Here is a 24,134-nt window from a genome sequence, read left to right on the forward strand (position 1 = left end):
CGCCTGTTTGATTCCAATTCCTTGCAGGGGGGCTGTCATGTCAGCGGTGCGCGGCGGTGGTCGGAGCCGTTTCGTCCTGGGGCTGGTGTTGTGTCTGGGTTGGCTTTCGGGCTGCGCGGGCCCGGTGGCTCCGGCGGAGGAGGCCGCGGACCCGGGCGTGGCGCGGGCCGCCGTGACGGCGCCCACGTGGACGGCGGTGCGGGCGGGGACTTCTTCTCCGTGGGTGTGAAGCCCGACGGAACGGTGTGGACCTGGGGCCGGAACGAGAAGAGCCAGCTGGGCGACGGCACGACGCAGAACCATTGGGCTCCCGCGCAGGTGCCGGGGCTCGGGTCCGTGGCGGCTGTCTTCGCGCGAGGCTCGACCGCGCTGGCGTTGAAGACGGATGGCACCGTGTGGGCCTGGGGCGACAACGCGAGCGGGCAGCTGGGCGACGGCACGACGGTGTCCCGCGCCTCGCCCGCGCAGGTGCCCGGGCTGACGGACGTGACCGAGCTGGCCGCGGGGGAAGGCTTCGTGCTGGCCCGCCGGTCGGACGGCACGGTGTGGGCCTGGGGGAGCAATGGCTCCGGGACGCTGGGAGATGGCACCACCACGAGCCGCGCGACGCCCCTGGCCGTTCCTGGCCTCACGGACGTTCGGGCCGTCGCGGCGGGCGGCGGCTTCTCGGTGGCGCTCAAGACGGACGGCGCCGTGTGGACCTGGGGCAGCAACGGCCTGGGACAGCTGGGCGACGGCTCGAACTCGAATTGGCCGCCTCGGACCACGCCGGGCCCGGTGCCCGGGCTCGGGGACGTCACCTCCGTGGCCGCGGGCAACAGCCACGGCGTGGCGCTCAAGACGGATGGCACGGTGTGGGCGTGGGGCGACAACTCCCGGGGGCAGCTGGGCGATGGCAGTGGCTCCAAGGGGCGCTCGCCGGTGAAGGCCCTGGGCTTCACGGGCGGCACGGCCATCGCCGCGGGGAGCGCGCACACGATTGCGCTCCAGTCCGACGGCACCGTGTGGGCGTGGGGCTACAACGGCAACGGCCAGCTGGGGGACGGCTTCACCGATGATCAGCTCGCGCCCGCCCAGGTGCCGGGCATCATCGACGCGACGGCCATCGCGGCGGGCACCTACCACTCGTTCGCGCGCCGCGCCTCCGGGGCTGTGTGGGCGTGGGGCCTCAATGGCGAAGGACAGCTGGGCACCGGCAACGCGGGCTATCGCGTGGTGCCCCACCAGGTGTCGCCCACGCCCTGAGCGTCAGGACCTTGGAGGCTCCCGCTGAAGTGGACCCAGCGGGGGCCTTCAGCGGCGGGAGGCGATGGCGCTCGCGCGGACCGCGTCCACGAGGTCCGCGTTGGTGAACGCCTTCCCCGCGATGCCCCAGCCGCCGTCCACGGCTTCGTGGAACAGCACCCAGGTGCGCTCGCGGATGTCCGCGTCGTCGGCCAGCTCGTGCACGATGTCGGTGAGGCCCGCGGCGATGCCCGAGCGCTGCTCCTGGCTCAGCGACTTCGCGGGCGTGAGCACCTGGATGCGGACCACGCCCGCACCCTTGCCGCCGGACGTGGTCCGCCTCCGCGGCAACACGCTCAGGAACGCGCCGGTGTTCGCGACCGCGTAGGGGATGCCCGACACCTTCTCCCATTGGAGGAGGCAGTCCGTCGCCCGCTTCAGCAGCACGGCCTCGTTCGCGGGGGAGAAGAGTCCGTCGGAAGCGGTGATGTCGATCATCGGCATGGGCGGGGGTCCTTGTTCACTATGACGGTTGTCATAGTCGTGCCCCAGAACTAATTAAGACGCTCGTCATAGTCAATGGGGACCGATGGCCCGGCGAACGAAGAAGCAGGAGGAGGCGGCTGCGGTCGCGTCCGAAAGGACCCCGCGGGAGCGGATGGTGTACGCGGCCGCCGCGCTCCTCAGCGAGCGGGGCCTGGCGGGCACGTCGTTCTCGGAGGTCATCGAGCGCAGTGGTGCGCCCCGGGGTTCCATCTACCACCACTTCCCGGATGGGAAGGACGCGCTCGCGGCGGAGGCCATCGCGCTGGTGGGAGAGCGCGTGCTCACGGCATTGCGAGAAGGTGAGGGCGCGACCCCGGCGCAGGTGGTGCAGCGCTTCTTCGAGGCCTGGCGCAAGGTGCTGGTGAAGACCGACTGTCAGGCGGGCTGCGCCATCGCGGCGGTGGCGAACGAGCGGCTCGCGCACCCGGAGCTGGGCGCGCGCGCGGCGAAGGTCTTCATTTCCTGGGAGCGCGAGCTGGAGGCGCGGCTCGCCACGGCGGGATTGCCGAAGGCGAAGGCGGCCAGCGCGGCGTCCCTCATCCTGGCCTCGGTGGAGGGCGCGTTGATCCTCTGCCGCGCCCGCCGAGACATCGCGCCGTTCGACGCCATCCGCGACGCGCTGGTGTCCTTCGTGGACGCCTGACGCCCGGCCTCAGGTGTGGTGGAGGAGGGTCTCGAAGACCATCAGGTTGAGCCCCACGCCCACCAGCCCCACCACCGCCACGGCCAGCAGGGCGGTGGACACGCGGCGCCGGAAGGACGCCTCCTTCGCCATGCTCCGGATGAGCGGGATGTTCACCACGATGCTGGTGAGGCTGGAGAGGATGACGCCGTTGACGCCCGTGACCGCGGAAATCTCGTTGTGGCTGATGAGCGTGGCGGCCGAGGCGATGGACGACGCGCTCGACAGGAAGCCCCCCAGGATGCTGACGAAGTAGAAGCTCCCGGACCCGAAGTTGCGCTGCGCCAGCGCGCCCGCGACGTTGAGCGCCAGGAACACGCCGCCGAACTTGAGGGCCGCCATCAGGCGGAAGGGCGACTCCAGCGCCAGGCGGGGCGTGCCCTCCGTGGACGCCTGCACGGGAGAGCGGCGCCACAGCACCGCGCTCACCAGCAGCATGAACGTGAACGGGATGGCGCAGTGCACGGCGGCCTGCGAGGCGAAGATGATGACGATGAGGCCATTGCGCAGCAGCATCGCGACGGTGGCCAGGAGGATGCCCCGGTAGGCGGAAGGAAGCAGCGGCGCGCCCACCTCCTTCAGGCGCGTGGCCAGCTCCACGATGACCTTGCGGCTGTTCACCAGCCCGCCGAAGAACGCGGTGACCTCCATGCCCTTGGGCCCCAGCGTCTTCATGAGCATGTAGTTCACGAAGCCCACCGCCGCGATGATGATGACGCTGGCCCAGTTGGACTGGGGCTCGATGAGGCCCCATGGGTCCACCGGATGCGCGGGCAGCACGGGGAACACGACGAACGTCAGCACCGCGAGCAGGACGGCGGAGCGCAGCTCCTTGTCCGACAATCCGCCCACGAAGCCCACGATGGACTGCTTCCATGCGAGCAGCGCCGTCGTCAGCACGCCCACGACGATGGGCGTGAACGTGTGGCCCATGCCGCACAGGATGCCGCAGAAGGCCACCACCATCAGGGCGGTGGACGTGGTGAGCGCCAGGCGCTGGTGGAGCATCAGCTCCCGGACGTTCATCAGCAGCACCAGCAGCGTGACGAAGCCCGCGGACACCAACGCGAAGGACTGACCGGTGAGCCCGCCCAGACAGCCCATCAGCGCGGTGAGCGCGAACGTGCGCACGCCCGTCTTGCGGCTGTGCTCTCGCTCCAGGCCAATGAAGAGGCCAATGGCGATGGCCAGCCCCACCCGGGTCATCACGGGCGCCATGGGCCATTGCGACGCCTGGGCAATGAGGGGGGGCAGCTCTGCGGGTGCATCCATGGGGCGCTCCAGTCTCTCAGGCCTCACGGCCAGCGAAGACGACTGGACCGCGCGCCCCGGTGCCTGCGGGAGCGACCCTTCCTAATGTCGGAGACGATGGTTCCTGTCAACGCATCCGCCCGGCGAGCACGCGAGGTGCTCGCGAGGGGGCGGCCGCCTGCCGGACGCCAGGCGCTAGATGCGCTCGATGATGGTGGCGATGCCCTGGCCGCCACCGATGCACATGGTGATGAGCGCCGTCTGCTTGCCCGTTCGCTCCAGCTCATCCAGGGCGGTGCCCAGGAGCATCGCGCCCGTGGCGCCCAGCGGGTGGCCCAGCGCGATGGAGCCGCCGTTGACGTTCACCCGGTCCGGGTCGATGCCCAGCGCGCGCGTCGTCTGGAGGACCACGGCGGCGAAGGCCTCATTGATTTCCCACAGGTCGATGTCGCCGGCCTTCATCCCGGCCATGCGCAGGGCCTTCTCGCTCACAGGGGCGGGGGCGGTGAGCATGAGGAGCGGCTCGGTGCCCAGCGTCGCCATGGCGCGGATGCGGGCGCGGGGCTTGAGCCCCTTCTCCTTCACGTAGCGCTCGGACGCCAACGCCACCACGGCGGCCCCGTCCACGATGCCGCTGGAGTTGCCCGCGGTGTGCACGTGCTGGATGCGCTTCGCTCGCGGATACGCGGCAAGCGCGATGCCATCCAGCGTCTCGCCGTTCGGGCCCACGGCCGTCCCGCCCATGGCGACGAACGCGGGCTTGAGCGCGGCCAGGCCCTGCGCGGTGGTGTCCGGGCGAGGGTACTCGTCGCGCTCCAGCATCACGGCGCCGGTGGCCGGGTCCTTCACGGCGAAGAGGGCCTTGGCGAAGCGGTTCTCCTCGATGGCGCGGGCCGCCTGTCGCTGCGAGCGCAGGGCCCACGCGTCCACGTCCTCGCGGGTGATGCCCTCCAGCGTCGCGATGAGGTCCGCGCTGATGCCCTGGGGCACCTGGTAGACGCGCTCGCGCAGCCGCACGTTGCCGCCGTCCTGGCCGCCGCCGTCCGCGCCCAGCGACAGGTGCGACATGCTCTCCACGCCGCCCGTCACCACGAAGTCCATGGCACCGGAGGCGACACCCATGGCGCCGAAGTTCACCGCCTGGAGCCCGGAGCCGCAGAAGCGGTTGAGCGACACGGCGGACACCTCCTGCGGCCACCCCGCCGCGAGCACCGCGTTGCGAGCGATGTTCGCGCCCTGCTCATTCACCTGCGACACGCACCCCGCGATGACGTCGCCCACCTCCCGAGCATCCCAGCCGCCGCGCCGCTGGAGCGCGTTGAGCGTCTGGGCGAGCAGCTCCTGAGGATGCAGTCCGGTCAGGGCCCCCTTGCCCATCTTCCCGCGCCCACGCGGGGTCCGGACGGCGTCGATGATGTAGCTGGCGGTCATGTGCGGCTCCTTTGATTTCGAATGTAATATTATCGGCGTAATTTGTAAGTCAAGGCGACCTGGGGTGGGAGCCCACGGGGGGCGTGCAACTTCTGGAGCCCTGGACGCCAGGGGCGGCAGTGTTGATGAGCTGGAAGTCCACGGCGACCGGGGCAGACAGCGCGGCAGGAGGCTCGCTACAAGGCCATGAGCGTCCCGACCTCCCCGGGCGCGTGCGGCACACCTTGGGGAGTCGGCGGATACCTTGACGCCTCCACAGCGGCTGGTCCTGGGAATCGCCGTGCTCGCCTCGCTCGTCACGTTCCTGGACGGGGCGATCATCAACGTCGCGCTGCCCGCGATGGTGCGGGACCTGGGCGGTGGGCTCAGCCTCCAGCAGTGGGTGGTGGATGCCTACCTCATCACGCTGGGCTCGCTGATGCTGGCCGCGGGCTCACTGTCGGATGTGTTCGGGCGCAAGCGCATCCTGCGGTTGGGGCTGTTGGGCTTCGGGGCCACATCGCTCCTGTGCGCGGTGGCTCCGACGGGCGCGGTGCTCATCCTCGCGCGTGCGTTGCAGGGGGCCACGGGCGCGCTCCTGGTGCCGGGCTCGCTGGCGCTCATCCTGTCCTTCTTCTCCGGCCCCGAGCAGGCGAAGGCCATTGGCGCGTGGACCGGCTGGACGGGCGGGGCGTTCATCGCGGGCCCGCTGGTGGGGGGACTGCTGGTGGACACGGTGGGCTGGCGTTGGATCTTCGCCATCAACGTGCTGCCCATCGGGCTGACGCTGGCGCTGCTCGCGCGCATGGAGGAGCCCACCCGCCCGGAAGGCGCGCGCATCGACGTGTTGGGGGCCGTGCTCGCGTGCGTGGGATTGGGCGGTCCCGTCTATGCGCTGATTGAGCAGGGGACGGTGGGCTGGACGCATCCCACGGTGCTGGCGTCGTTGGGCGTGGGCGTGCCGGCGTTCATCGCGTTCCTCTGGCAGGAGCGGCGGTCGCCACACCCGATGATGCCCCTGGGCCTCTTCCGAGTGCGGAACTTCTGGGTGGGCAACCTGGCCACGACGTTCATCTACGGAGCGCTGGCGCTGAGCCAGTTCCTCATCACGCTGTTCCTCCAGCAGGTGGGAGGCTTTCGCGCGACGATGGCGGGGCTGGTGCTGCTGCCGACGACGATCATCATGTTGCTGCTGTCGTCGACGTTCGGTGGGCTCGCGGGCCGGTTCGGGCCGCGCCTGTTCATGGCGGTGGGGCCGTGTGTCGCGGGCGCCGGGTTCCTGCTCATGCTTCGCGTCGGCACGCCGCTGGACTTCTGGACGCAGATGCTGCCGGGCGTGCTGGTGTTCGGGCTGGGGCTGACGACGACGGTGGCGCCGTTGACGGCGGCGGTGCTCGGCTCCGTGCACAAGGCGCAGGCGGGCATCGGCTCGGCCATCAACAACGCCATCGCCCGGGTCGCGGGGCTCATCGCCATCGCGTTCGCGGGGCTCATCGTGGGCCCGCGACTGGACGTCGCGGGCTTCCACCGGGCGATGCTCGTCTCCGCCGTGCTGCTGGTGCTGGGCGGAGTCACCTCCGCCCTGGGCATCCGCAATCCTTCGCGGGAGGCCTGAGCGCGTCAGTCCTCGGAAGGCTGGAGGGAGAAGTACACGGCTTCGGTCCCCAGGTTGAAGGTGTCCCCGTCCGCGATCTTCTGGCGCTTGATGCGCTGGTGGTTGATCCAGGTCCCGTTGGACGAGCCCAGGTCCTCGATGAAGTAGTCAGCGCCATCGCGCACGACGATGGCGTGCTCGCGGGAGACCCTGCCGGACTTCACGACGAGGCTGCACTGCGGGCCGCGTCCCAGCGTGAAGCGCTCCACGTCCACCCGCGTGGCGGGGCCATCCGGGCTCAGCCGCACGAACAGGTCCATGCGCGCGGGGGCCCGTGCGGCGGGGGCGGGCTTGCGGCCCCGGTTGGACTCCGGGGGCGCGGCGTCCTCGGGCTCGGAGGGACGGAGCACACGGCCCTGCTTGCGGGCGGCGGGGGCCTTCGCGGCCGGAGGCGCCACGAAGGGCAGGTCCTGCTCCTCGGATTCGTTGGAGCCCGAGTCCTGCTCTTCGTCCTCGGCGGGCGCGTCGGCCTGCTCGGCATCTTCGCCGGATGCGGCTGCTTGTGCGGCGGCCTCATCGTCCGCGTCGTCTTTCTCGGAGCCCGTGGCCTCCTCTCCCGTCTTGGCCTCTTCGGGCTCGGAGTCGTCGTCCTCGTCGGTGCCGGGGCGTTCCTCGGAGCCGATCGCCGCTGCGATGTCGGCCGCGGATGCGTCGTCGTCCTCGGAGGACTGCGACTCGTCATCGTCGTCCGAGCCCGCGGCGGCCGCCGCCTCGGATGCGCTCTCGTCGTCCGAGGATTCGTCAGCCGCGTCGTCGTCAGGCTCCTCGTCGTCCGAGTCCTCTTCCTCGGACTCCTCGTCATCCGAAGATTCGTCGTCGGACTCCTCGTCATCCGAAGATTCGTCGTCGGACTCCTCGTCATCCGAGGATTCGTCAGCCGCTTCTTCGTCGGACTCCTCGTCGTCTGAGTCCTCATCGGAGTCGGATTCTTCCTCCTCGTCCTCATCATCCTCCTCGTCGGACGCCACCGGCACGTCTCGGGGCTGCGAGACCGCATCCACCGCCGCGAGGACCTCCTGCATGCGCGCCCGCGCGTGAGCGGCCTCGTCCACGGAGGACTGTGCCTTCACGGGTTCGGACACCGCTGCCGCGGCAGGAGCGGCGGCCATGGTCTCCTTCGCGGGGACGACGGCAGCCGCAGGGACAGCAACAGCCGCTGGGACGACGGCAGCCGCGGGGACAGCGACAGCCGCGGGGACAGCAACAGCCACGGGGCGCTCCGCCACACGCACCACGGGCTCAGGGGCACGGGCCGCCGGAGCCCGCACGGGCTCACCCGCGTCCGTCGCCCCGAGCGCCACGGGCGTGGGCGCCACGTACCCGTTCTGTCTCGCGAGCATGAACAGCGCCTGCGCGACCAGGGCATTCCGGTCCACGCCCAGGTCGTGGCTCATCTGCTCCAGCGCCCGCCACAGGGGCTCCGCGACCTCGATGGTTTCACGAATCCGATTCATGCCTAGCTGCCCCTCAGATTGCTCTGCCACGGAGAGACATTGTCCGGGTCATTGAGCCAATAGAACATCGCTTGCGTCTCCGCGTACTGCCGCTCCGCGATGGACACCAGGTTCGGGTGCAGGTCGCCCAGCGCCACGCCTTCGAAGAGGAATCCCTGGCCGGGCTTCGTCGCGCTGGAATTGCCCCGGAACTTGCGGTCCCGGCTCTGCCACAGTCGCTGCGAGGCCTGTCCCGCGGCCTGTCCGTAACCCGCCGGCGGCGCGATGCGCGTGGGCATCTTGAACGTCGTCTCGCCGCACGACCACAGCAGCCACGACAGCGCGCTCCAGTCCCCGCGCAGCATCAGCGTCAGGTCCGCGAACCCCATCTCCAGGTTGAGCGTCTCGTCGATCTCCACCTGCTCGTCCTCGCCCAACTCCATCTCTTCCTGCTTCAGCTCCACGGGCCCATCACCCAGCAGGCCCGACAGGTCCGGCGGCAGCCAGGACACCGCCGCGCCGGGCTTGTACCGCTGGAGCAGCGCGCCGCGAATCGCCTGGAGCCGCGTGGCGTACTTGCGCACCAACTGCTGGATGGCCTCCAGGGACTGTGCGGGCTTCTCCGGCAGGCTGTCGTAGGTGCAGCTCGGAGGCTCCTGTCCCGCCCAGAAGTCGAACCGGGGGAACAACGCCCGCGCGTACGTGGCCAGGAACCGGGCGGTGTCCGGCTCCGCTTCCGCGAGCCCCTCCGCGTCCTTCTGCACCTGATCCGCCACGCCCAGGTTCAACAGGATGAGGCCGCGCGTGAACAGGTACGCCTTGCGCTCCGGCGCGAGCAGCATCGCCGCGTGCAGGAAGTCCAGCGCCGCGCGAGGCCGGTCCGTCTGGTCCAGCAGCACCGCGTAGCCCCGCAGCAGCGTGGCCGCCTCACCGCCGCGCATGAGCGCGTCCGCCATGGGGGCCCACGCCTGTCCCGCATTCCCCACCACGCTGTCCGCGACCTGTCGAGCCGAGTCCTGTGTGCGCGGCAGCGTCAGCTCCTCCAGGCCTTGCTTCAGCGGCTGGACGTCCAGCGACGTGGCGCACGCCCGTGCCGTGGCCAGCAGGGCCTCGCGGTAGCGCCGGTCCGCGCGGGCCTCCTTCGCCAGCTCGCGCCAGCCTTCCGCGCTCCGGGGGAGGTTGGAGAACACCGGCGAGCGCGCCAGCGTCTGCTCATCCATCGCCAGGCCCAGGTCGCGCTTGAGCACCACCGCCCGCTGCGCGTCCATCAGGGCCCACTCGCCGCACGCGAAGTCGCCCTCCGCCCGGCCCTCCTCGAAGTGGACGCGGAAGTCCGCGTAGGTGTCCTCCGCGCGCGACCAGTAGCGCCCGTGCCGCCGTCCGTTGTCGAACTCGGCCTCCCAGAGCAGCTGTCCCTGCGCGTCCCAGAAGCGGGTGAGGCCGTGGCGCTCGCGGTCCGCGTTGAGCGTGACCTTGGCCCACTGGTTGAGGTCCTCGCGCAGCTCCGCGTCCTCGGGCAGGTGGGCCGGACGGGTGGGGTAGGGCTCGCCGGTGGAGGGCACCACGCGCTGGCCGTCGCCGTTGAAGTGCTCCACCTGCCGCACGGTGCCGCGGTCGTAGTGCATCACCGTCTTGCGCACGCGCTCGCTCACGCCGCCTTCGTGCATGCGCTCGGAGGTGAAGCCGTCGGAGGCAATCCAGGTGCGGGGGCCGTGGAGTTGGCCCTGCTCGAAGGCGCCCTCCTGGGACACCGCTCCGTCCTCGTGGAATCGCCTGAATGGGCCGTGTGGATTGCCCTGCACCATGATGCATTCGTTGCAGAGGGTGCCGTCGGCGCGCCAGTACCGCCACGTGCCGTGCGGCCGGCCCTTGGCGTCCTTCGGGCCGAAGGACCACTCCTCGTCGCCGTCGTCCCAGATGGCGCCTTCGGGGACTCCGGTGGGAAGCTCGCCCGCCTCGGTCCGCTCGCGGTTCGTCTTGCGGCGCTCCTCCTCGGAGACGTCCACGGCTCGCAGCGCGACCAGCAGCCGGTCCAGCGCCTCGGGGGACAGCGCCTCGGAGACGCGGCGGACCTCCAGCCCGTCCTTGAACGCGACGAGGGTGGGGTACGCGTCGATGCCCAGCGGCTCGGCCACGGCTTCGTGGGCCTCCGCGTCGAGCCGGGCGAAGGTGATGTCCGGGAACCGCGCGGCGGCCTCGGAGAAGACCGGAGCGAACTCATGGCAGGGTTCACACCACGGTGCCCAGAAGTCCACGACGCACATGCCGGGCTTCTGGGTGACTGCTTCGAAATCCTCCGGGGTCAATTCGACCGGTACGCCTGCCAACGGGAACTCCTGCTCAAGGGGAGAGGCAGATAAGAGGGGCGCCGGGGGCGCGCGTCAACCGGCGCGTCACGGGGAGTCCGGCTTCCGTCCAGCCCGGACAGGCACGGAGGGTGCGTCCGCGAGCAGCAGGGGGCGGGACATGGAACGATGACCGGATGCGGCCCACCCTCGTGGTCATCAACGGTGAACAGTACTGGCAGCGCTACTTCCCGGAATACGAGGTCGTCTTCCGCAGGCTTCAGGAGTGTTCCTGGGTCCTGCGCGGTGGCGACCTCTGGTGCGTCAACCGCGAGTCCGCGACACGGCTGGACGGCGTGCTCTGGCGCGTGGGCGCCATCCGCCCGGACCCCAGGCACCGCGCGACGCTGGAGCTCATCCGCCTGAGCGGTGTGCCCTGCTCCAACCCGGCGTCCGTGCTGGCGCGCTGTCACGACCGGTTGTCGATGCTGGCGGAGATGCGTGAGGCGGGGCTGCCGGTCATTCCGTTCGACGCCGCGCTCGGCGACGACATGCTGCGCCGGCTGGAGCGGCCCGTGCCGTTCGTCGTCAAGGTTGGCAATCACCACGCGGGGCTGGGCAAGGCGCTGGTGCGCGACGCTGGGGCGTGGCCGGAGATCGCGGACCTCCTCTTCGCCGCGGACGACTACGCGGTCGTCGAGCCCTTCATTGACTACGAGCGCGACGTCCGCTGCCTCGCGGTGGGCGAGCGCATGTGGGCGATGACGCGGGCGAGCGCGGGTTGGAAGGCCAACGTCGACACGCGCAAGTACCAGGTCATCGACCCGCCGCCGGAGCTCGCGGAGCACACGCGCCGGGCCATGCGGCATCTGGGCGCGGACGTGCTGGGCCTGGACTTCCTCCAGGCGAAGGACGGCGCCTACACGCTGCTGGAATGCAATGACACGCCAGGCCTGTCCGGCTTCCCGGAGGAGCTGCGGGAGGACGTCGCGGAGTGTCTGCGTGTCCGGATGCGCCAGCGCTGAGGGGAGCGCGGCGACGCCGCCACGGTGTGCCTGAGCGGGCACCGGGGGGACCACGGACGGGGGAGCGGTGGGGCGCGAAGTCGTGCCTGCGCGGAAGCAAGGATGAAGCCACGGGCAGAGGCCGCCCGTCGGGCGTGCTTGCCGGAAACCTGTCCGACAGGCTGGCACCCTGGGAGTTCCTCCTTCCCCCGGACGGCGAGGGGCACGTACCGCGCGAGTCTCACCGTGACGGACTGGAAGGGCGTGCGGAACACCGGCACGCGTGTGCTCACGGTGAAGTGAGCCTCAGGGGGTGGAGCCCCAGGTTGGCATCCGGAAATAGAACCGGAACCCCGCATCTCTCAGCGTGTGGAACCGCGTCAGCAGGCCGTCATCCATCCAGAGGTGGGCCAGGTCCTGGACGCGCATGCGCTCGGGGACGAGGGCGTGCGTGTTGAAGTCCCACGCCTCCGCGCCCATGCAGCGGGCGAGCACCTCCGCATGGAAGGCCCCCATCCCGCCGACGAAGAACGACGCGATGACCCGCGTGCCCTCTCGCGTGTCGGTGTTCCGCTCGGCGCCGTAATCCATGTGGTCCGCCAACTCGCGGCGGAAAACGCCCGTGGCAAGCACCTGCGCCTCCACCTTCGCCTCCGGAAGCGAGGCGAGACGGCCCGCGTTCCGGAGCAGCGGTTCCACGGCGTTGCCGATGTCGAAGAGGTCCACGTCCAGGCACTGACGCACGAGCAACAAGGCTTCGATCAGGCCCTCCCGGTCGAAGGTGTCCAGCACCGTCTCCGCGTCCTTCGCGGAGAGCGAAAAAGAAGGGGACATGGGGCTAGCCGTTCGGTTGGAAGAAGAACTCGAAACCCGCGTCCCGCAGGTGCAGGAAGCACTCCAGCCGGTGCTCCTCGCCGGGGTACAGGAACCGCCGCACCGCCTCCACGTCCACACGCCATGGGTCGAGCGCGTGGGTGTTGAAGTCCCACGCCTCCGCTCCCATGCATCCCGCCAGCTCCCGGCTGCGCGAGCTGCCCTCCGGCGCCAGGAACACGGAGACGACGATGATGGCCCCGTCGCGGGTGTTCCGATGCCACGCTTCCGGCTGCTGGAGGAACGGCACCAGCTCGCGGCGGAACGGGCCGATGCCCAGGACCTCTCCGTACATGCCCATGCGTCCGAACCTCCCGTGTGTCAGGCCCCGGCGGACGGCGGCGTCCCGCGAGCCTGACGGGGCCCTTTGCTACCATCGCCCCGCACACCCCGAGGCCGCGCCATGACCTTCTCCATCCGCACCGCCAACCTGCGCACGCTCAACTCGCTGACGAAGTACCCGTCCATCCCGACGTACCACACGCTGGGAGACAAGGGCCGGATGGCCGAACCCACCATCGCGTTCGACGGGCCCGTGGTCGGCACGGAGAAGGTGGACGGCACCAACGCGCGCATCGTGTTCCTGCCGGATGGCACGTACCTGCTCGGCAGCCGCGAGGAGCTCCTCTACGCAAGCGGTGACCTCATCGGGAACCCGGCCCTGGGCATCGTGGAGCACCTGCGCCCGGTGGCGGACGCCCTGCGTGAGAAGCGGCTCGACGCGGGCGGCATCACCGTCGTCTTCGGCGAGGTGTACGGCGGCAACGTCACCGCCCACAGCAAGCAGTACACGGGCGAGAAGCGCGTGGGCTACCGCGTCTTCGACGTGGTTCGTCTCACCGACTACGAGACGCCCCTCACCTGGTCCGCGGAACAGCTCTCCGGCTGGCGCGAATCCGGAGGCCAGCCCTTCGTGACCGAGGACGCGCTCATGGCCTTCACCCGCGAGCACAGCCTGGAGACCACGCCGCGCATCCTCGAAGAGGACGGCGCCGCGATGCCGAAGGACCTGGAGGGAGCGTTCGCCTGGCTGCGCTCGCACGCGCCCGCGACCCGGTGCGCGTTGGATGCCGGGGCAGGGCAGCACCCGGAGGGCATCGTCGTTCGCACCCGCGACCGTCGCACCATCGCGAAGCTGCGTTACGAGGACTACGAGCGCACGCTGCGTGCGAAGCGCTGAAAAGCAAGAAGGCGGCGGTGTCTCCGTTCACCGCCGCCTCCATCCGAACCACGCATTCAGTAGCGATGCGGCTCGGCGATATTCATGTGGCCTGTCGCGGATGAGGTCTGTCTGCACCCCGAACTTGCCCGCGTTGTCCGTACCCATTGCGTCTGGCGTGCCAGCCTCCGGCCCGCCGAGCCCTCCCTGATTCCAGGGGTTTGTGTCCCACGCTGACGGCGGCCCCTGGTGACTGCGGTCCTGGAGCTGATGACGGCCGTCACCAGGCAGGCGGGCGGGGCTGACGCGTCGCGGAAGGATGTTCGGAGCGGGCGAGGGCCGGCGGTAGACTCGCGGATCAGGTCACGGCCCATGACGAAGAGAGACACCGGAAGGCGAAACACAGGCACCGGCAACTCGGACTCCGTGCGCTCGGGCGCGGGGACGGGCCGGGGCTCGGGATATGGAACGGGTCCCCGTCCGCGCCGCGCGGAGGACGTCCCGCCCGTTCCCCAGGTGGGCCGCTACCTGCTGCTGCGCAAGCTGGGGCAGGGCGGCATGGGCGTGGTGTACGCCGCCTATGACCCGGACCTGGACCGCAAGATTGCCCTGAAGCTGCTGCACCCGAACGCCAACCAGGACAACGAAGAGGCGCGGTCCCGGCTCTTGCGCGAAGCGCAGGCCATGGCGCGCGTCTCCCATCCCAACGTCATCCCCGTCTTCGACGTGGGCATGTGGGGCGACCAGGTCTTCGTCGCCATGGAGCTGGTGGAGGGCGGCACGCTGGGCTCGTGGCTGAAGGAGGCGAAGCCTTCCTGGCGGGAAGTGCTGGAGCGCTACCTCCAGGCGGGCAGGGGACTGCAGGCCGCGCACTCGGCGGGGCTGGTGCACCGCGACTTCAAGCCCGCCAACGTGCTGGTGAGCCACGCGGGCCGCGTCTACGTGACGGACTTCGGCCTGGCGCGGCAGGTGGGCGACGGACCGGAGGCCCCCGTCTCTCCGGAGGAGGCGCAGGTCCTGGAGTCCTCGGACCGGCGCATGCTGGACACCACGCTCACCGAAGCGGGACTGCTGGTGGGCACGCCCAACTACATGTCCCCGGAGCAGTTCCGGGGCACGCAGCTGGACGCGCGCACGGACCAGTTCAGCTTCTGTGCGGCGCTCTACGGCGCGCTCTACGGCACGCGCCCCTTCGACCCGGGCAGCATCAAGGCCTACGCGTCCGCCAGCCGGAGCGCGGAGTTGGAGGAGGCCACCGGCACGCAGTCCCTGGGCGGCACGCAGTCGCTGAACGCGCCCGCGAAGGCGATCCCCGTCATCGCGCCGCCGCCCGTGCTCATCCGCGAGCCCCCGCGCGACGCGAAGGTGCCCGGTTGGGTGCGGCAGGCGGTGCTGCGCGGGCTGGCGCTGGACGTGGACGCGCGCTTCCCGTCCATGCAGGCCCTGCTGGACGCGCTCTCCCAGGAGCAGCGCCTCGGGCAGCGCAAGCGCTGGCTGGGAGCGGCGGGTGCCATGACCACCGCGCTCGCGGTGGCGGGCGGCGTGGCGTGGCAGCAGTCCCAGGTGTGCGTGGACGCGGGCGCGCTGATGGACACCGTGTGGACGCCGGACGCGAAGGCGAAGCTGGAGTCCGCCTTCCGCGCCACCGGGGAGCCCTTCGCGGAAGGGATGGCCGTCCGCGCCGTGCAGGTGCTGGGGCAGTACGCGGACGCGTGGAAGCACCAGCGCGTCCAGGCGTGCGAGGACGCGCGCGTGAGCGGCGTGAAGCCGGAGGAGCAGCTGGACCGGCAGGTGGTGTGCCTGGAGCGCCGCCGCAAGGACCTGCGCGCCACGGTGGACCTGCTCGCGAGCGCGGACGCCGCCATGGTGGTGAAGTCCGTGGACATGGTGCATGCGCTGCCCGCGCTGCACGAGTGCGAGGACGTGGAGGGACTGGCTGAACAGCAGCGCCGCCCCTCCGACCCCGCCCTGCGCGGCACCATTGAAGCGCTGGAGGATCAGCTGGCGGAGGTGCGCGCGCAGGTGGACGCGGGCCGCTACCCGGCGGCGCTCACCGCGGTGAAGGCGCTGGAGGCGCCGGTGGAGAAGACGGGCTACCTGCCGCTGAAGGCGGAGATGCGCTTCCACCTGGGCTGGCTCCAGGAACAGACGGGCCAGTCGCCGGAGGCGTCCCGCCTGCTGTCGCGCGCCGTGTTCGACGCGGAGGCGGGCAGGGCGGACCGGTTGAAGGTCGCCATCCTCAACAAGCTCCTCTACGTGGAGGACGGCCAGAAGCACTACGACCCGGCGGCGAACTGGGGCGAGCTGGCGGAGGCCACCCTCCAGCGGCTGGGCGGTGAGCCCGCGCTGGAAGCAGACGTGAAGGTGAACCAGGCCAACCTCGCCATGTCCCAGGGCCACATGGAGGAGGCCCGCAAGCGGCTGACGGAGGCGAGCGCCCTCTACGACAAGGCGCTGCCACCCGAGCACCCCAAGCGCGCGCGGGCGCTCTTCCTCCTGGGCCGGCTGGTGCTGGGCACCGGCGACGCCAAGGGGGCGGTGCCGCTCCTGGAGGCGTCGCTCGCGAAGACCCAGGCGGCGGTGGGCCCGGTGCATCCGGACATGGCCAACCGGCACGGCCTGGTGTCCCTGGCCCTGCGAGACGCCGGCCAACCCGAGCGCGCCCTGCCGCATGCCCAGGCGGTGGTGGACCTCTACAAGACCCTGCACGGCGAGAAGAGCGCGCAGGTGGCGGAGGCGCTGGACGAACTGGGCATGTGCCAGCTGGGGATGAAGCGCTACGACGACGCGCTGAAGACCTACGAGCAGGCCGTGGCCCTCAAGCGCGAGCTGCTGCCCGAGGGCGACGAGGGCCTCCAGCCGTCCTACGACGGCGTGGGCCAGGCGCTGCTGGGCCTGGGCCGGGCGCGCGACTCCGTGGCGCCGCTCCAACTGGCGGTGTCCTTCGCGTCCGCGCCCCCGGATGCGCTGGCGGAGTCCGGCTTCGCGCTGGCGCGGGCGCTGTACCAGACGGGCCAGTCTCCGGAGGCGCTGGCGGAGGCCCGGGGCGAGGCCACCCGCGCCCGCGAGCGCTTCAGCGAGTCCGGGATGGACGAGCGCGTGGGCGAGGTGGACTCGTGGCTGGAGACCCTGCCCAGGGACTCCCCGCGTCCACCTGCCCGCAAGCCTTCTCGCGGCCGGCGCAGGTAGGACGTCACGCACGGCTGCTGGCGACCGTGGCGGGGCGTGCTACCGTCCCCCGCCGTGTCGCTGCCCCCAGACGAGGACGAGGAGCTCCTGGATGCCACGGCCACCCTGCAGCGGGGCCGGGCGGGACAGGTGCGGATGGTGCTCCGGGTGCTTTCCGGCGCGGAAGCCGGCAAGGCCCACCCGCTCAAACAGGGGACGTACACAGTGGGAAAGGCCCCCACGTGTGACATCGTCCTCACCGACAAGGCCGTCTCCCGCCAGCACCTGAAGCTGGAGGTGCACGCCGAGCACGTCGTCGCCACGGACCTGGGCTCGCACAACGGCTCGTTCGTGGAGGGCCTGCGCTTCACCGCCATGGAGCTGCGCCCCGGCAGCGTCATCACCCTGGGCACCACCGAGCTGAAGCTGGTGCCGGAGGACACGCGCGAGCGCTCGCTGCCCCTGTCCTCGCGGGACCGCTTCGGCGCGCTCGTGGGCACAAGCCGCAAGATGCGCGAGGCCTTCACCGTGCTGGAGCGCCTGGCGCCCGGCGGCGCGGACGTGCTCATCCACGGCGAGACGGGCACGGGCAAGGACCTGTGCGCGGAGGCCATCCACCAGCTGAGCCCGCGCGCCAAGGGCCCCTTCGTCATCGTGGACCTGGCGGGCGTGCCCTCCACGCTCATCGAGTCCGAGCTCTTCGGCCACGTGAAGGGCTCCTTCACCGGCGCCCAGGGCGACCGCGCCGGTGCCTTCGAGCGCGCGCAGAACGGCACCGTCTTCCTGGACGAGATTGGCGAGCTGCCCCTGGACCTGCAGCCGCGCCTGTTGCGTGTGCTGGAGCGCCGGCAGGTGAAGCGCGTGGGCGGCAACGACTACTTCACGGTGAACGTGCGCGTGGTGGCCGCCTCGCACGTGAACCTGGAGCAGGCCGTCCAGCAGGGGAAGTTCCGCCGCGACCTCTTCCACCGGCTCGCCGTGCTGCGCGTGACGCTGCCCGCGCTGCGCGAGCGTCCGGAGGACATCCCGCTGCTCATCGACCACATGCTCAAGCTGATGGGCCGGCAGCCGGGCGCGCTGTCGGATCAAACGCGCGCGCTGCTCATGCAGTACCCCTGGCCCGGCAACGTGCGCGAGCTGCGCAACGTGGTGGAACAGGTCGTCAACCTGGGCGAGGAGGCCCTTCCGGACCTGGAGGCGCCCCAGGGCGCGGACGGCCGCAAGGGTCCGGATCTGGACCTGCCCTTCAAGGAAGCAAAAGAACACCTCATCGAAGTGTTCGAACGTGACTACCTGAAGAACCTCATCGAGCGCTGCGAAGGCAACATTTCCAGGGCTTCTCGCGAAGCTGATATCGACCGTGTCTACCTCCGGAAACTCCTGCGCAAGCACGGGTTGGATCCATCCGGGGAGCCTTAACACGGGGCGGCATCACAGGTAGGATGACATCCCCCCTCCCCCCCGGAGCACGACCGTGAGCGTGAATCTTTCCTCCAATCTCCTCCGTACCTTCCAGCAACTGGCGGAGGTGAAGCCCGCCGCCGTGCCGCAGCAGACCGCGCAGCAGGTCGGGTTGCCGGAGGAGAAGGTCGTCTCGCAGGTGGAGGGCGCGCCCACCCCCGTGCAGACGGAGCAGGCCACGGACGCCTTCGCGGCGGTGCAGGCCCTCAATCAGGCATGGGCGAACCGCTTCCAGCCGGTGTCGGGCGCTTCGGCGCAGGACCTGGGCGTCCAGGGGACGCTCGCGAACGCGCCCCAGGCTCCGGAGATTGGCGGCTGGGACGCCGCGGGGACGGACCCCGAGGTCGTCAAGCAGGCCAATCAGAATGACTGCGGCGCCGCGGTGGCGGTGATGCTGGGCAAGGACATTGGCACCAGCAAGACGCAGCCCGCGTCGGACAAGGACAAGATGGCCGCGCTGGAGTCGCGCTTCACGCAGGGCCAGGGCACGTCGCCGCATGAGCTGTCCAACATGCTGGCGAACCAGGGCACGAAGGTGACTCAGACGTCGTCCAAGCTCGACACCAAGGCCCTGGATGACGCGCTCGCGCGCGGCGCCAAGGGCGCGGTGATGGTGGACTCCAGCCTGGTGGACCCCACGACGAAGCCGGGGGAGACGGGCCGCGCGCACTGGGTCTCCGTGGAGGGCAAGGACGACCAGGGCCGCTACCTGCTCAAGGACCCCAGCACCGGCTCCAAGATTCCGGTGGACGCCCAGAGGCTCGCGGACTCCGTGGACATCAGCTGGAACCGGCACCAGGGCGGCGGGCAGATGATCGTCGAAAGCGCCCAGGGCATGTCGGAGGCCCAGGCCGCGCAGGAGGGCGGGGAGAAGGCCGTCGCGCTGGGCAACACGGACGGTGGCGGCTCCCGCGCCATGGCCAACTTCGGCCGCGAGTCCTCATAGGCCGTAAAGACTGACGGCGGATGGACTGGAGTCCATCCGCCGCGCGGGCTTCAGACGGTGAGGTGTTGCACGGCCTGGAGCCGCAGCAGCTGGCGCGCCAGCTCCTGGACCTGCTCCACCTCCTGCAGGCCCATCACCTTGCGCAGCGCCAGCCGCTTGTCCGTGGAGGCGCGCAGCAGCAGCGCGCGCAGCTGGGGATTGCTGAGCAGCGGGTTGAGCTGGCGCAGGTGGCCCACCAGCGCGCCCAGCTGGGGCAGCGTGAGTCCCGCCACCATCACCTGCGTCGCGTTGCCCTCTTCCGGGCTCTGGCTGGTGGCCAGCATCCACGGCGACAAGAGCAGGGAGCGGGTGAAGTCCATCTCGCAGGACAGGCCCAGCCGCGCGCACTCCTCCACCACGGGGCCGCTGTCGTGGCCCGCGATGATGGGCTGGATGCGGGCGGCCTCGTACTTCTGGAGGACGGCGTCGTACAGCTTCCGGGCCTCCACGCCCTGCGGCGTGCGCGGGAACTCCGCGAAGGCCTGACCAATCTCCGCGCGCAGCGTGGCCAGGAGCGTGGCGTCATCCGCCGTGCCGGGCTCGCCCAGGACCTGGGCCAGGTAGGCCCGGTCCTCGGGGACCGCGTTCGCGGACTTCCACCACTCGAAGGTGACGGTGCTCACGCTCAGCACCACCGGCAGGGTGACGACGCCCTGTCGGCCGGGGTTGGCGAGGAAGGCGCTCATCTTCCCCTCCACCTCCGTGAGGCCGCGGTGGAGCCGGTGGAGGACGGCGATGCGCAGCTTCGCGCGGCCCTCCATCGCCTGCTTCGCGGCATCCGACGACTGGCCGTCCGAGGCGGTGCGCTCGCGGGAGGATTCGGAAGCGGCGGGTCGGCGCTCGAGCTGGGGCGCCACTGGCACCTGCTGCGCCATGGGCGGAGGCTGGGGGAGCGCCGGGGCCGTCTGCGCGGTCTGGGCCGCGAGGGCAGGGGGCTGCTCCAGGGTGCCCAGGCTGGCGGCGCCCTGCGAGGTGCCGGACGCCATCCCTGCCTGTTGCTGCGGGGCCCTGGCGCCGCCGCCTTCATTGCGCTCCGGCTCGCCCGAGCGGCCGAAGTCCATGCCGTCCTGGGGGCCGCTCTGCTCGAGGCCTCCCTTGGCGGAGGCGCCCTTCGCGGAGCCGCCCTTGACGGCGACGCCTCCCTTTCCGGTGCCGCCCTTCCCTGTGGCCTTGCCCGATGACTTGCCTTCACCGGACTGCGCCTTCTCCTCCTTCTCCTGCGCGGGGCTCTGCAGGGGCAGGCCCGGGCGGGGAAGACCAGACGGAAGGCGGACGCTCATGGATGGGGGCCTCGGGTGAGGGGAATCAGGCCAGGTCCTTCAGGTGGACAACCAGGTTGCTGTTCTTGCTGCCCAGCGTGCTCGCGTCGTCCGTGGGGATGACGTAGCCCTGATCCGCGCCAACGTGCTTGCGGAAGAAGTCTACCACCTCCGGATCCTGCACGTTGGACGTGGTGCTCTTCTTGATGCCGTACGCGGAGCCGTCCGCTCCCTTGGCCTTCACGGAGTCAGGCGCGGAGGAGAGCAGGTTGTCCATCGTGCCCGACAGGCGGCCGCCGCCGTCCGGCTGGATGGTCATCGAGGTGTTGTGACCCTCGATGTAGCTGACGTCGTAGTAGGTGTTCCCGAACCCGCCGTCGAACTTCACTTCACCGAGCGTCGCGTTCTTGCCGTCGCCGTTGTCGCTGCGGAAGTTGCCGGACCAGTTGTCCGGGAACTGCACCGTGCGGCTCTCACCGGGCTTCAGCGTGACGGAGTCGACGGCCTTCTCGCCCGCGTTGGGGGTGAAGTTCACCGTCATCGGCTTGTTGCCGTCGTTGTTGAGGGTGATGGTGTTCTTGCCCTTCGCCGCGCTCGAGTCGCCCACGGACTGGGGACCGGCGACGGCCGCGTCCTTCTGGGGGGCCGCCGGGGCCGGGGCGCCCTGCGCGGCGGAGGCCGCCTGCGCCGCGGCAGGAGCAGGGGCCGCGCTGGAGCCCGCGCCCTCGCCACCCAGGTCCGGCACGCCGCCCTGCTGCGCACCGGCTGCGCCCTCGATGCCCGGAGCGGCGGCGCCCTGCTGCGCACCGGCGCCCTGCTGCGCACCGGCGCCGTTCATTCCACCGAGCATCTCCACCAGCTGCTTCAGCATCTGGACCATCTCGGCCAGCTGCTCCATGGGATTGCCGCCCTGGAGCGCGCCCTTCTTGCCCACGCCCGCCGGCGCGTCGAAGCCATCCGCCTGGAACATCCCCTGGAGCGAACCCGGGCCGCTCTTGGCCTGCACCGCGTCCGCCGTCACCGCCGTGGGGCGCGCCACCGGGCTGGAGAGCTCCGTGGCGGACGTGCGGGGCGAGTAGGAGGAGCTGGCAACGGACGACTTCGACAGGGGGGAGAGCGCCATGGCGGTGTTCCTCGGAGATTGGATGGGCCGGCTTCGGACACCGGCCGGTTCAGCGATGTGGGGGGCTAGAGCACGGCGCGTGCCATGCGCCCCACACGCTTCTCAACGAGGTAAACCCTTGGAACTCCTCAGGGGACGGACGCTGCCATGGGAGCGGAAGGCCCCCGCCCTGATGACTGCCGTCAGGCCCCTGGTGTCTGGCGTCATCAGGCCCGAAAGCACGACTCGCGCGGGACGCAATGCGCCCCGCGCGAGAAGTCGCCGCGGATTCAGGCCGTGCGGATCAGACCCTTCGGGCCGTGCTCGAATGGATGAGCCGCAGTATCAGCAGCAGCACCACTGCTCCGATGAACGCCACGAAGATGGTGCCCGCGATGCCGCCAAATGGGGCTCCCGTGCCGAGCGCCCGGAGGATGAAACCTCCCAGGAACGCGCCCACCACGCCCACGACGATATCGCCAATCAGGCCGTAGCCACCGCCCACCACCGCGGACGCGAGCCATCCAGCGATGAGGCCGATTACCGCCCACAACAGGATTGCTTCCAGCGCCATGTCTCTTCCTCCCATCGAGGTGATGGGCGAAACATGGGCATGATTCCCGGCCGCGCTCGCCCCTCCCCCAAGGGCGACGGCAGGGCAGGCAGGCAGGCGGCGCCCGGGTGGAATCCAGACTTGAAGCCTCCCGCCTACTTGCAGATGGGCACGCGGGGCGGCGACGCGCTGGCGAGCACCGCGGTGCCCCTGACGTTGACGATGGTGCCTTCGGGGAGCGCCAGCGCCTGCCCCAGGGACAGCAGAGGCGTGATGCCCTCGCGCGGTTCCTGGGACCAGGAGGGAAGGGGGCTTCGGGACATCCGCCGCCATGCGCCGGCGATGGGCGCACCCACACGGATCCGCGCGGACTCGCCTTCGAGCCGCTCCACCTGGAACGCGTCCAGGTCGCGCGCCGAGTCGGGCATGTCGTCGGTGGAGGGACACTCGCCCGTGCACGCGTCCCAACCCTGGTTGCCCAGCACGGTCCCCGGTCATCCCAGACATAGACGCCAATGAAGCGCCGCATCTGGGGATCCAATAGGTGAGCCCCACGGAGACCTCATCGCTCGTCCGGGGGATGAGGGCGGAGAAGACGGAGACGGTGCCGTCCGCCCGGTGCACCACCCACAGCGGCGTGCCGTCCCCCAGCGTGGCCTGCACCACGGAGCCCCGCGGCGGCAACTCCAACACCACGGACGGCTCGATGCGAGGCAGCTGGATTTCCTCGCGAGGCACGGCTCTGACTCGCCAGGCAGGCGTTCCGCAGCCTGCCAGGACGAACACAGACACGACGGCGAGCATGAGGCGATGGCACAGGCGCCAGAAGTTAGCCCGATGCCGGGGGCATTGACGGCGTTCCGTTTAAAGATGCATCCTGAATGCATCTTTACGGGGCGTGGGCCCGGAAAGGGAGCGAAGTCATGACGAGCGTGTACGAGAAGATTGGCGGAGAGCCGGCGATGGCGGCGGCGGTCGACGTCTTCTACCGGAAGGTGCTGGCCGACGAGCGCATCAGCCACTTCTTCGAGGACGTGGACATGGAGCGCCAGGCCGCGAAGCAGAAGGCGTTCCTGACGATGGTGACCGGCGGGCCCGCGAACTACTCGGGCAAGGACATGCGCGCGGGACACAAGCACCTGGTGGACCGCGGGCTGAACGGGACGCACTTCGACGCGGTGGCCGGGCACCTGAAGGAGACGCTGGAGGAGCTGGGCGTGCCCGCGGACCTGGTGGGCCAGGTGATGGCCGTCGCCGAAGGGGCGCGTGCGGACGTCTTGAACCGCTGAAGCAACCTGCAGGAGGCACGTCATGGCGAAGGTGCGGCATGAATCCGAGTGGTACCCGTTGGAGCCCGGAGAGACGGTGCTGGACGGACTGCTGCGCCAGGGCGTGCGCGTGCCGCATGCGTGCCGGGCAGGGGCCTGCCAGTCCTGCCTGATGCGAGCGACCTCGGGCGCGGTGCCCGAGGCCGCGCAGGTGGGGCTCAAGGACACGCTGCGGGCGCGCGGCTACTTCCTCGCGTGCACGTGCCGGCCCCAGGAGGGAACGGCGCTGGAGGTGGCGGGAGCTTCGGAGCTGCGCGTCCCCGCGCGCGTGGTGGAGCTGGAGTCGTTCAGCGAGGACGTGTTCGCGGTGCGGCTGGAGGTGGAGACGCCACTCGACTATCGCGCGGGGCAGTACGTCACGGTGGTGCGCGCGGACGGGCTCGCGCGCAGCTACTCGCTGGCGAGCCTGCCTCGCGAGGGCCGGCTGGAGCTTCACGTGCGGCTCGTGCCCGGGGGCGCCATGAGCGGTTGGTTCGCACGCGAGGTCCGGCATGGCGACCGGGTGGATGTGCAGGGGCCGGCTGGGGATTGCTTCTACGTGCCCGGACAGCCGGAGGCGCCGCTGCTGCTGGCGGGGACGGGCACGGGGCTCGCGCCGCTGTATGGAATCCTGAGGGACTCGCTGGAGGCGGGCCACACCGGCCCCATCCACCTGTTCCACGGGGCGAGGGAGCCGGCCGGGCTGTACCTGGTGGACGCGCTGAGGGCGCTGGCGGCGCGCCATCCAAACGTTCACTACCGGCCCGTCGTGCTGGCG

The 24,134-nt window shown here is 70.6% G+C and carries 22 protein-coding genes; 11 read left to right on the forward strand and 11 right to left on the reverse strand.

Annotated features, from left to right (window positions below):
- The first annotated feature begins 37 nt into the window (after positions 1-37).
- Positions 38-229 (forward strand): hypothetical protein, encoded by a 192-nt coding sequence (locus D7V77_RS43715; protein WP_158624406.1) that lies wholly within the window; start codon positions 38-40, stop codon positions 227-229.
- On the forward strand, positions 226-1,245 hold the full coding sequence (locus D7V77_RS15065) for a hypothetical protein (protein ID WP_158624407.1): 1,020 nt from the start codon (positions 226-228) through the stop codon (positions 1,243-1,245). The genes D7V77_RS43715 and D7V77_RS15065 overlap by 4 nt, the downstream gene beginning before the upstream one ends.
- Positions 1,246-1,293: 48 nt before the next feature.
- Here the strand turns inward: D7V77_RS15065 and D7V77_RS15070 are convergent, their stop codons facing one another.
- A complete protein-coding gene (locus tag D7V77_RS15070; protein ID WP_120576983.1) occupies positions 1,294-1,728 on the reverse strand; it encodes a tautomerase family protein in 435 nt (144 codons plus the stop codon).
- An 85-nt stretch (positions 1,729-1,813) separates the two neighbouring features.
- Here D7V77_RS15070 and D7V77_RS15075 point away from each other — a divergent pair, with 85 nt between their 5' ends.
- Complete coding sequence (locus D7V77_RS15075) at positions 1,814-2,413, forward strand: TetR/AcrR family transcriptional regulator (RefSeq protein ID WP_233596997.1); 600 nt, start codon at positions 1,814-1,816, stop codon at positions 2,411-2,413.
- Between the two features lie 9 nt (positions 2,414-2,422).
- On the opposite strand, the gene D7V77_RS15080 is transcribed toward D7V77_RS15075, so the two are convergent.
- A complete protein-coding gene (locus tag D7V77_RS15080; RefSeq protein WP_120576984.1) occupies positions 2,423-3,724 on the reverse strand; it encodes an MgtC/SapB family protein in 1,302 nt (433 codons plus the stop codon).
- Positions 3,725-3,898: 174 nt separating this feature from the next.
- Complete coding sequence (locus D7V77_RS15085; RefSeq protein ID WP_120576985.1) at positions 3,899-5,134, reverse strand: acetyl-CoA C-acetyltransferase; 1,236 nt, start codon at positions 5,132-5,134, stop codon at positions 3,899-3,901.
- Positions 5,135-5,378: 244 nt separating this feature from the next.
- Here D7V77_RS15085 and D7V77_RS15090 point away from each other — a divergent pair, with 244 nt between their 5' ends.
- Positions 5,379-6,728 carry an MFS transporter gene (locus D7V77_RS15090; protein WP_233596998.1) on the forward strand — a complete coding sequence of 450 codons (1,350 nt, stop codon included), beginning with the start codon at positions 5,379-5,381 and terminating at the stop codon, positions 6,726-6,728.
- Positions 6,729-6,733: 5 nt separating this feature from the next.
- Here the strand turns inward: D7V77_RS15090 and D7V77_RS15095 are convergent, their stop codons facing one another.
- Together D7V77_RS15095 and D7V77_RS15100 are read right to left on the reverse strand one after the other, a co-directional pair.
- A complete protein-coding gene (locus D7V77_RS15095; RefSeq protein WP_120576986.1) occupies positions 6,734-8,221 on the reverse strand; it encodes an FHA domain-containing protein in 1,488 nt (495 codons plus the stop codon).
- Between the two features lie 2 nt (positions 8,222-8,223).
- The gene (locus D7V77_RS15100) at positions 8,224-10,527 is read right to left on the reverse strand and encodes a thioredoxin family protein (RefSeq protein WP_120576987.1); all 2,304 of its coding nucleotides are present in this window, start codon (positions 10,525-10,527) and stop codon (positions 8,224-8,226) included.
- A 155-nt stretch (positions 10,528-10,682) separates the two neighbouring features.
- Between D7V77_RS15100 and D7V77_RS15105 the strand changes: the two genes are divergently transcribed.
- Positions 10,683-11,510 carry a RimK family alpha-L-glutamate ligase gene (locus D7V77_RS15105; RefSeq protein ID WP_120576988.1) on the forward strand — a complete coding sequence of 276 codons (828 nt, stop codon included), beginning with the start codon at positions 10,683-10,685 and terminating at the stop codon, positions 11,508-11,510.
- 285 nt (positions 11,511-11,795) lie between these two features.
- Here the strand turns inward: D7V77_RS15105 and D7V77_RS15110 are convergent, their stop codons facing one another.
- Both D7V77_RS15110 and D7V77_RS15115 read right to left on the reverse strand, forming a co-directional pair.
- Complete coding sequence (locus tag D7V77_RS15110) at positions 11,796-12,323, reverse strand: hypothetical protein (RefSeq protein ID WP_120576989.1); 528 nt, start codon at positions 12,321-12,323, stop codon at positions 11,796-11,798.
- Between the two features lie 4 nt (positions 12,324-12,327).
- Positions 12,328-12,663 carry a hypothetical protein gene (locus tag D7V77_RS15115; RefSeq protein ID WP_120576990.1) on the reverse strand — a complete coding sequence of 112 codons (336 nt, stop codon included), beginning with the start codon at positions 12,661-12,663 and terminating at the stop codon, positions 12,328-12,330.
- A gap of 102 nt (positions 12,664-12,765) precedes the next feature.
- Here D7V77_RS15115 and D7V77_RS15120 point away from each other — a divergent pair, with 102 nt between their 5' ends.
- The 4 genes from D7V77_RS15120 (at position 12,766) to D7V77_RS15135 (ending at position 19,096) form a co-directional block, all read left to right on the forward strand.
- Entirely contained in the window at positions 12,766-13,542 is a 777-nt protein-coding gene (locus D7V77_RS15120) for an RNA ligase family protein (RefSeq protein ID WP_120576991.1), read from the forward strand.
- 351 nt (positions 13,543-13,893) lie between these two features.
- Positions 13,894-16,710, forward strand: a complete 2,817-nt coding sequence (locus D7V77_RS15125; protein WP_120576992.1) for a protein kinase — start codon at positions 13,894-13,896, stop codon at positions 16,708-16,710.
- Between the two features lie 54 nt (positions 16,711-16,764).
- Positions 16,765-18,108, forward strand: coding sequence for a sigma 54-interacting transcriptional regulator (locus D7V77_RS15130; protein WP_233596999.1), 1,344 nt, complete (start codon positions 16,765-16,767; stop codon positions 18,106-18,108).
- A gap of 55 nt (positions 18,109-18,163) precedes the next feature.
- The gene (locus tag D7V77_RS15135) at positions 18,164-19,096 is read left to right on the forward strand and encodes a hypothetical protein (protein ID WP_120576993.1); all 933 of its coding nucleotides are present in this window, start codon (positions 18,164-18,166) and stop codon (positions 19,094-19,096) included.
- A 50-nt stretch (positions 19,097-19,146) separates the two neighbouring features.
- Here D7V77_RS15135 and D7V77_RS15140 read toward each other — a convergent pair whose 3' ends face one another.
- The 4 genes from D7V77_RS15140 to D7V77_RS15155 form a co-directional block, all read right to left on the reverse strand.
- Positions 19,147-20,415: a hypothetical protein gene (locus D7V77_RS15140; RefSeq protein WP_120576994.1), complete on the reverse strand. Its 1,269-nt coding sequence runs from the start codon at positions 20,413-20,415 to the stop codon at positions 19,147-19,149.
- Positions 20,416-20,440: 25 nt separating this feature from the next.
- Entirely contained in the window at positions 20,441-21,517 is a 1,077-nt protein-coding gene (locus D7V77_RS15145) for a hypothetical protein (protein ID WP_120576995.1), read from the reverse strand.
- 283 nt (positions 21,518-21,800) lie between these two features.
- On the reverse strand, positions 21,801-22,070 hold the full coding sequence (locus tag D7V77_RS15150) for a GlsB/YeaQ/YmgE family stress response membrane protein (RefSeq protein WP_120576996.1): 270 nt from the start codon (positions 22,068-22,070) through the stop codon (positions 21,801-21,803).
- A 134-nt stretch (positions 22,071-22,204) separates the two neighbouring features.
- Positions 22,205-22,534, reverse strand: a complete 330-nt coding sequence (locus tag D7V77_RS15155; protein WP_120576997.1) for a hypothetical protein — start codon at positions 22,532-22,534, stop codon at positions 22,205-22,207.
- Between the two features lie 438 nt (positions 22,535-22,972).
- On the opposite strand from D7V77_RS15155, the gene D7V77_RS15160 reads away from it, so the two are divergent.
- Positions 22,973-23,338, forward strand: a complete 366-nt coding sequence (locus D7V77_RS15160; protein WP_120576998.1) for a group 1 truncated hemoglobin — start codon at positions 22,973-22,975, stop codon at positions 23,336-23,338.
- 22 nt (positions 23,339-23,360) lie between these two features.
- On the forward strand, positions 23,361-24,134 hold a 774-nt coding region (locus D7V77_RS15165; protein WP_120576999.1), incomplete at its 3' end, for a 2Fe-2S iron-sulfur cluster binding domain-containing protein.

It is taken from the genome of Corallococcus sp. CA041A (assembly GCF_003612075.1).
GTDB classification, from domain to species: Bacteria; Myxococcota; Myxococcia; order Myxococcales; family Myxococcaceae; genus Corallococcus; species Corallococcus exiguus.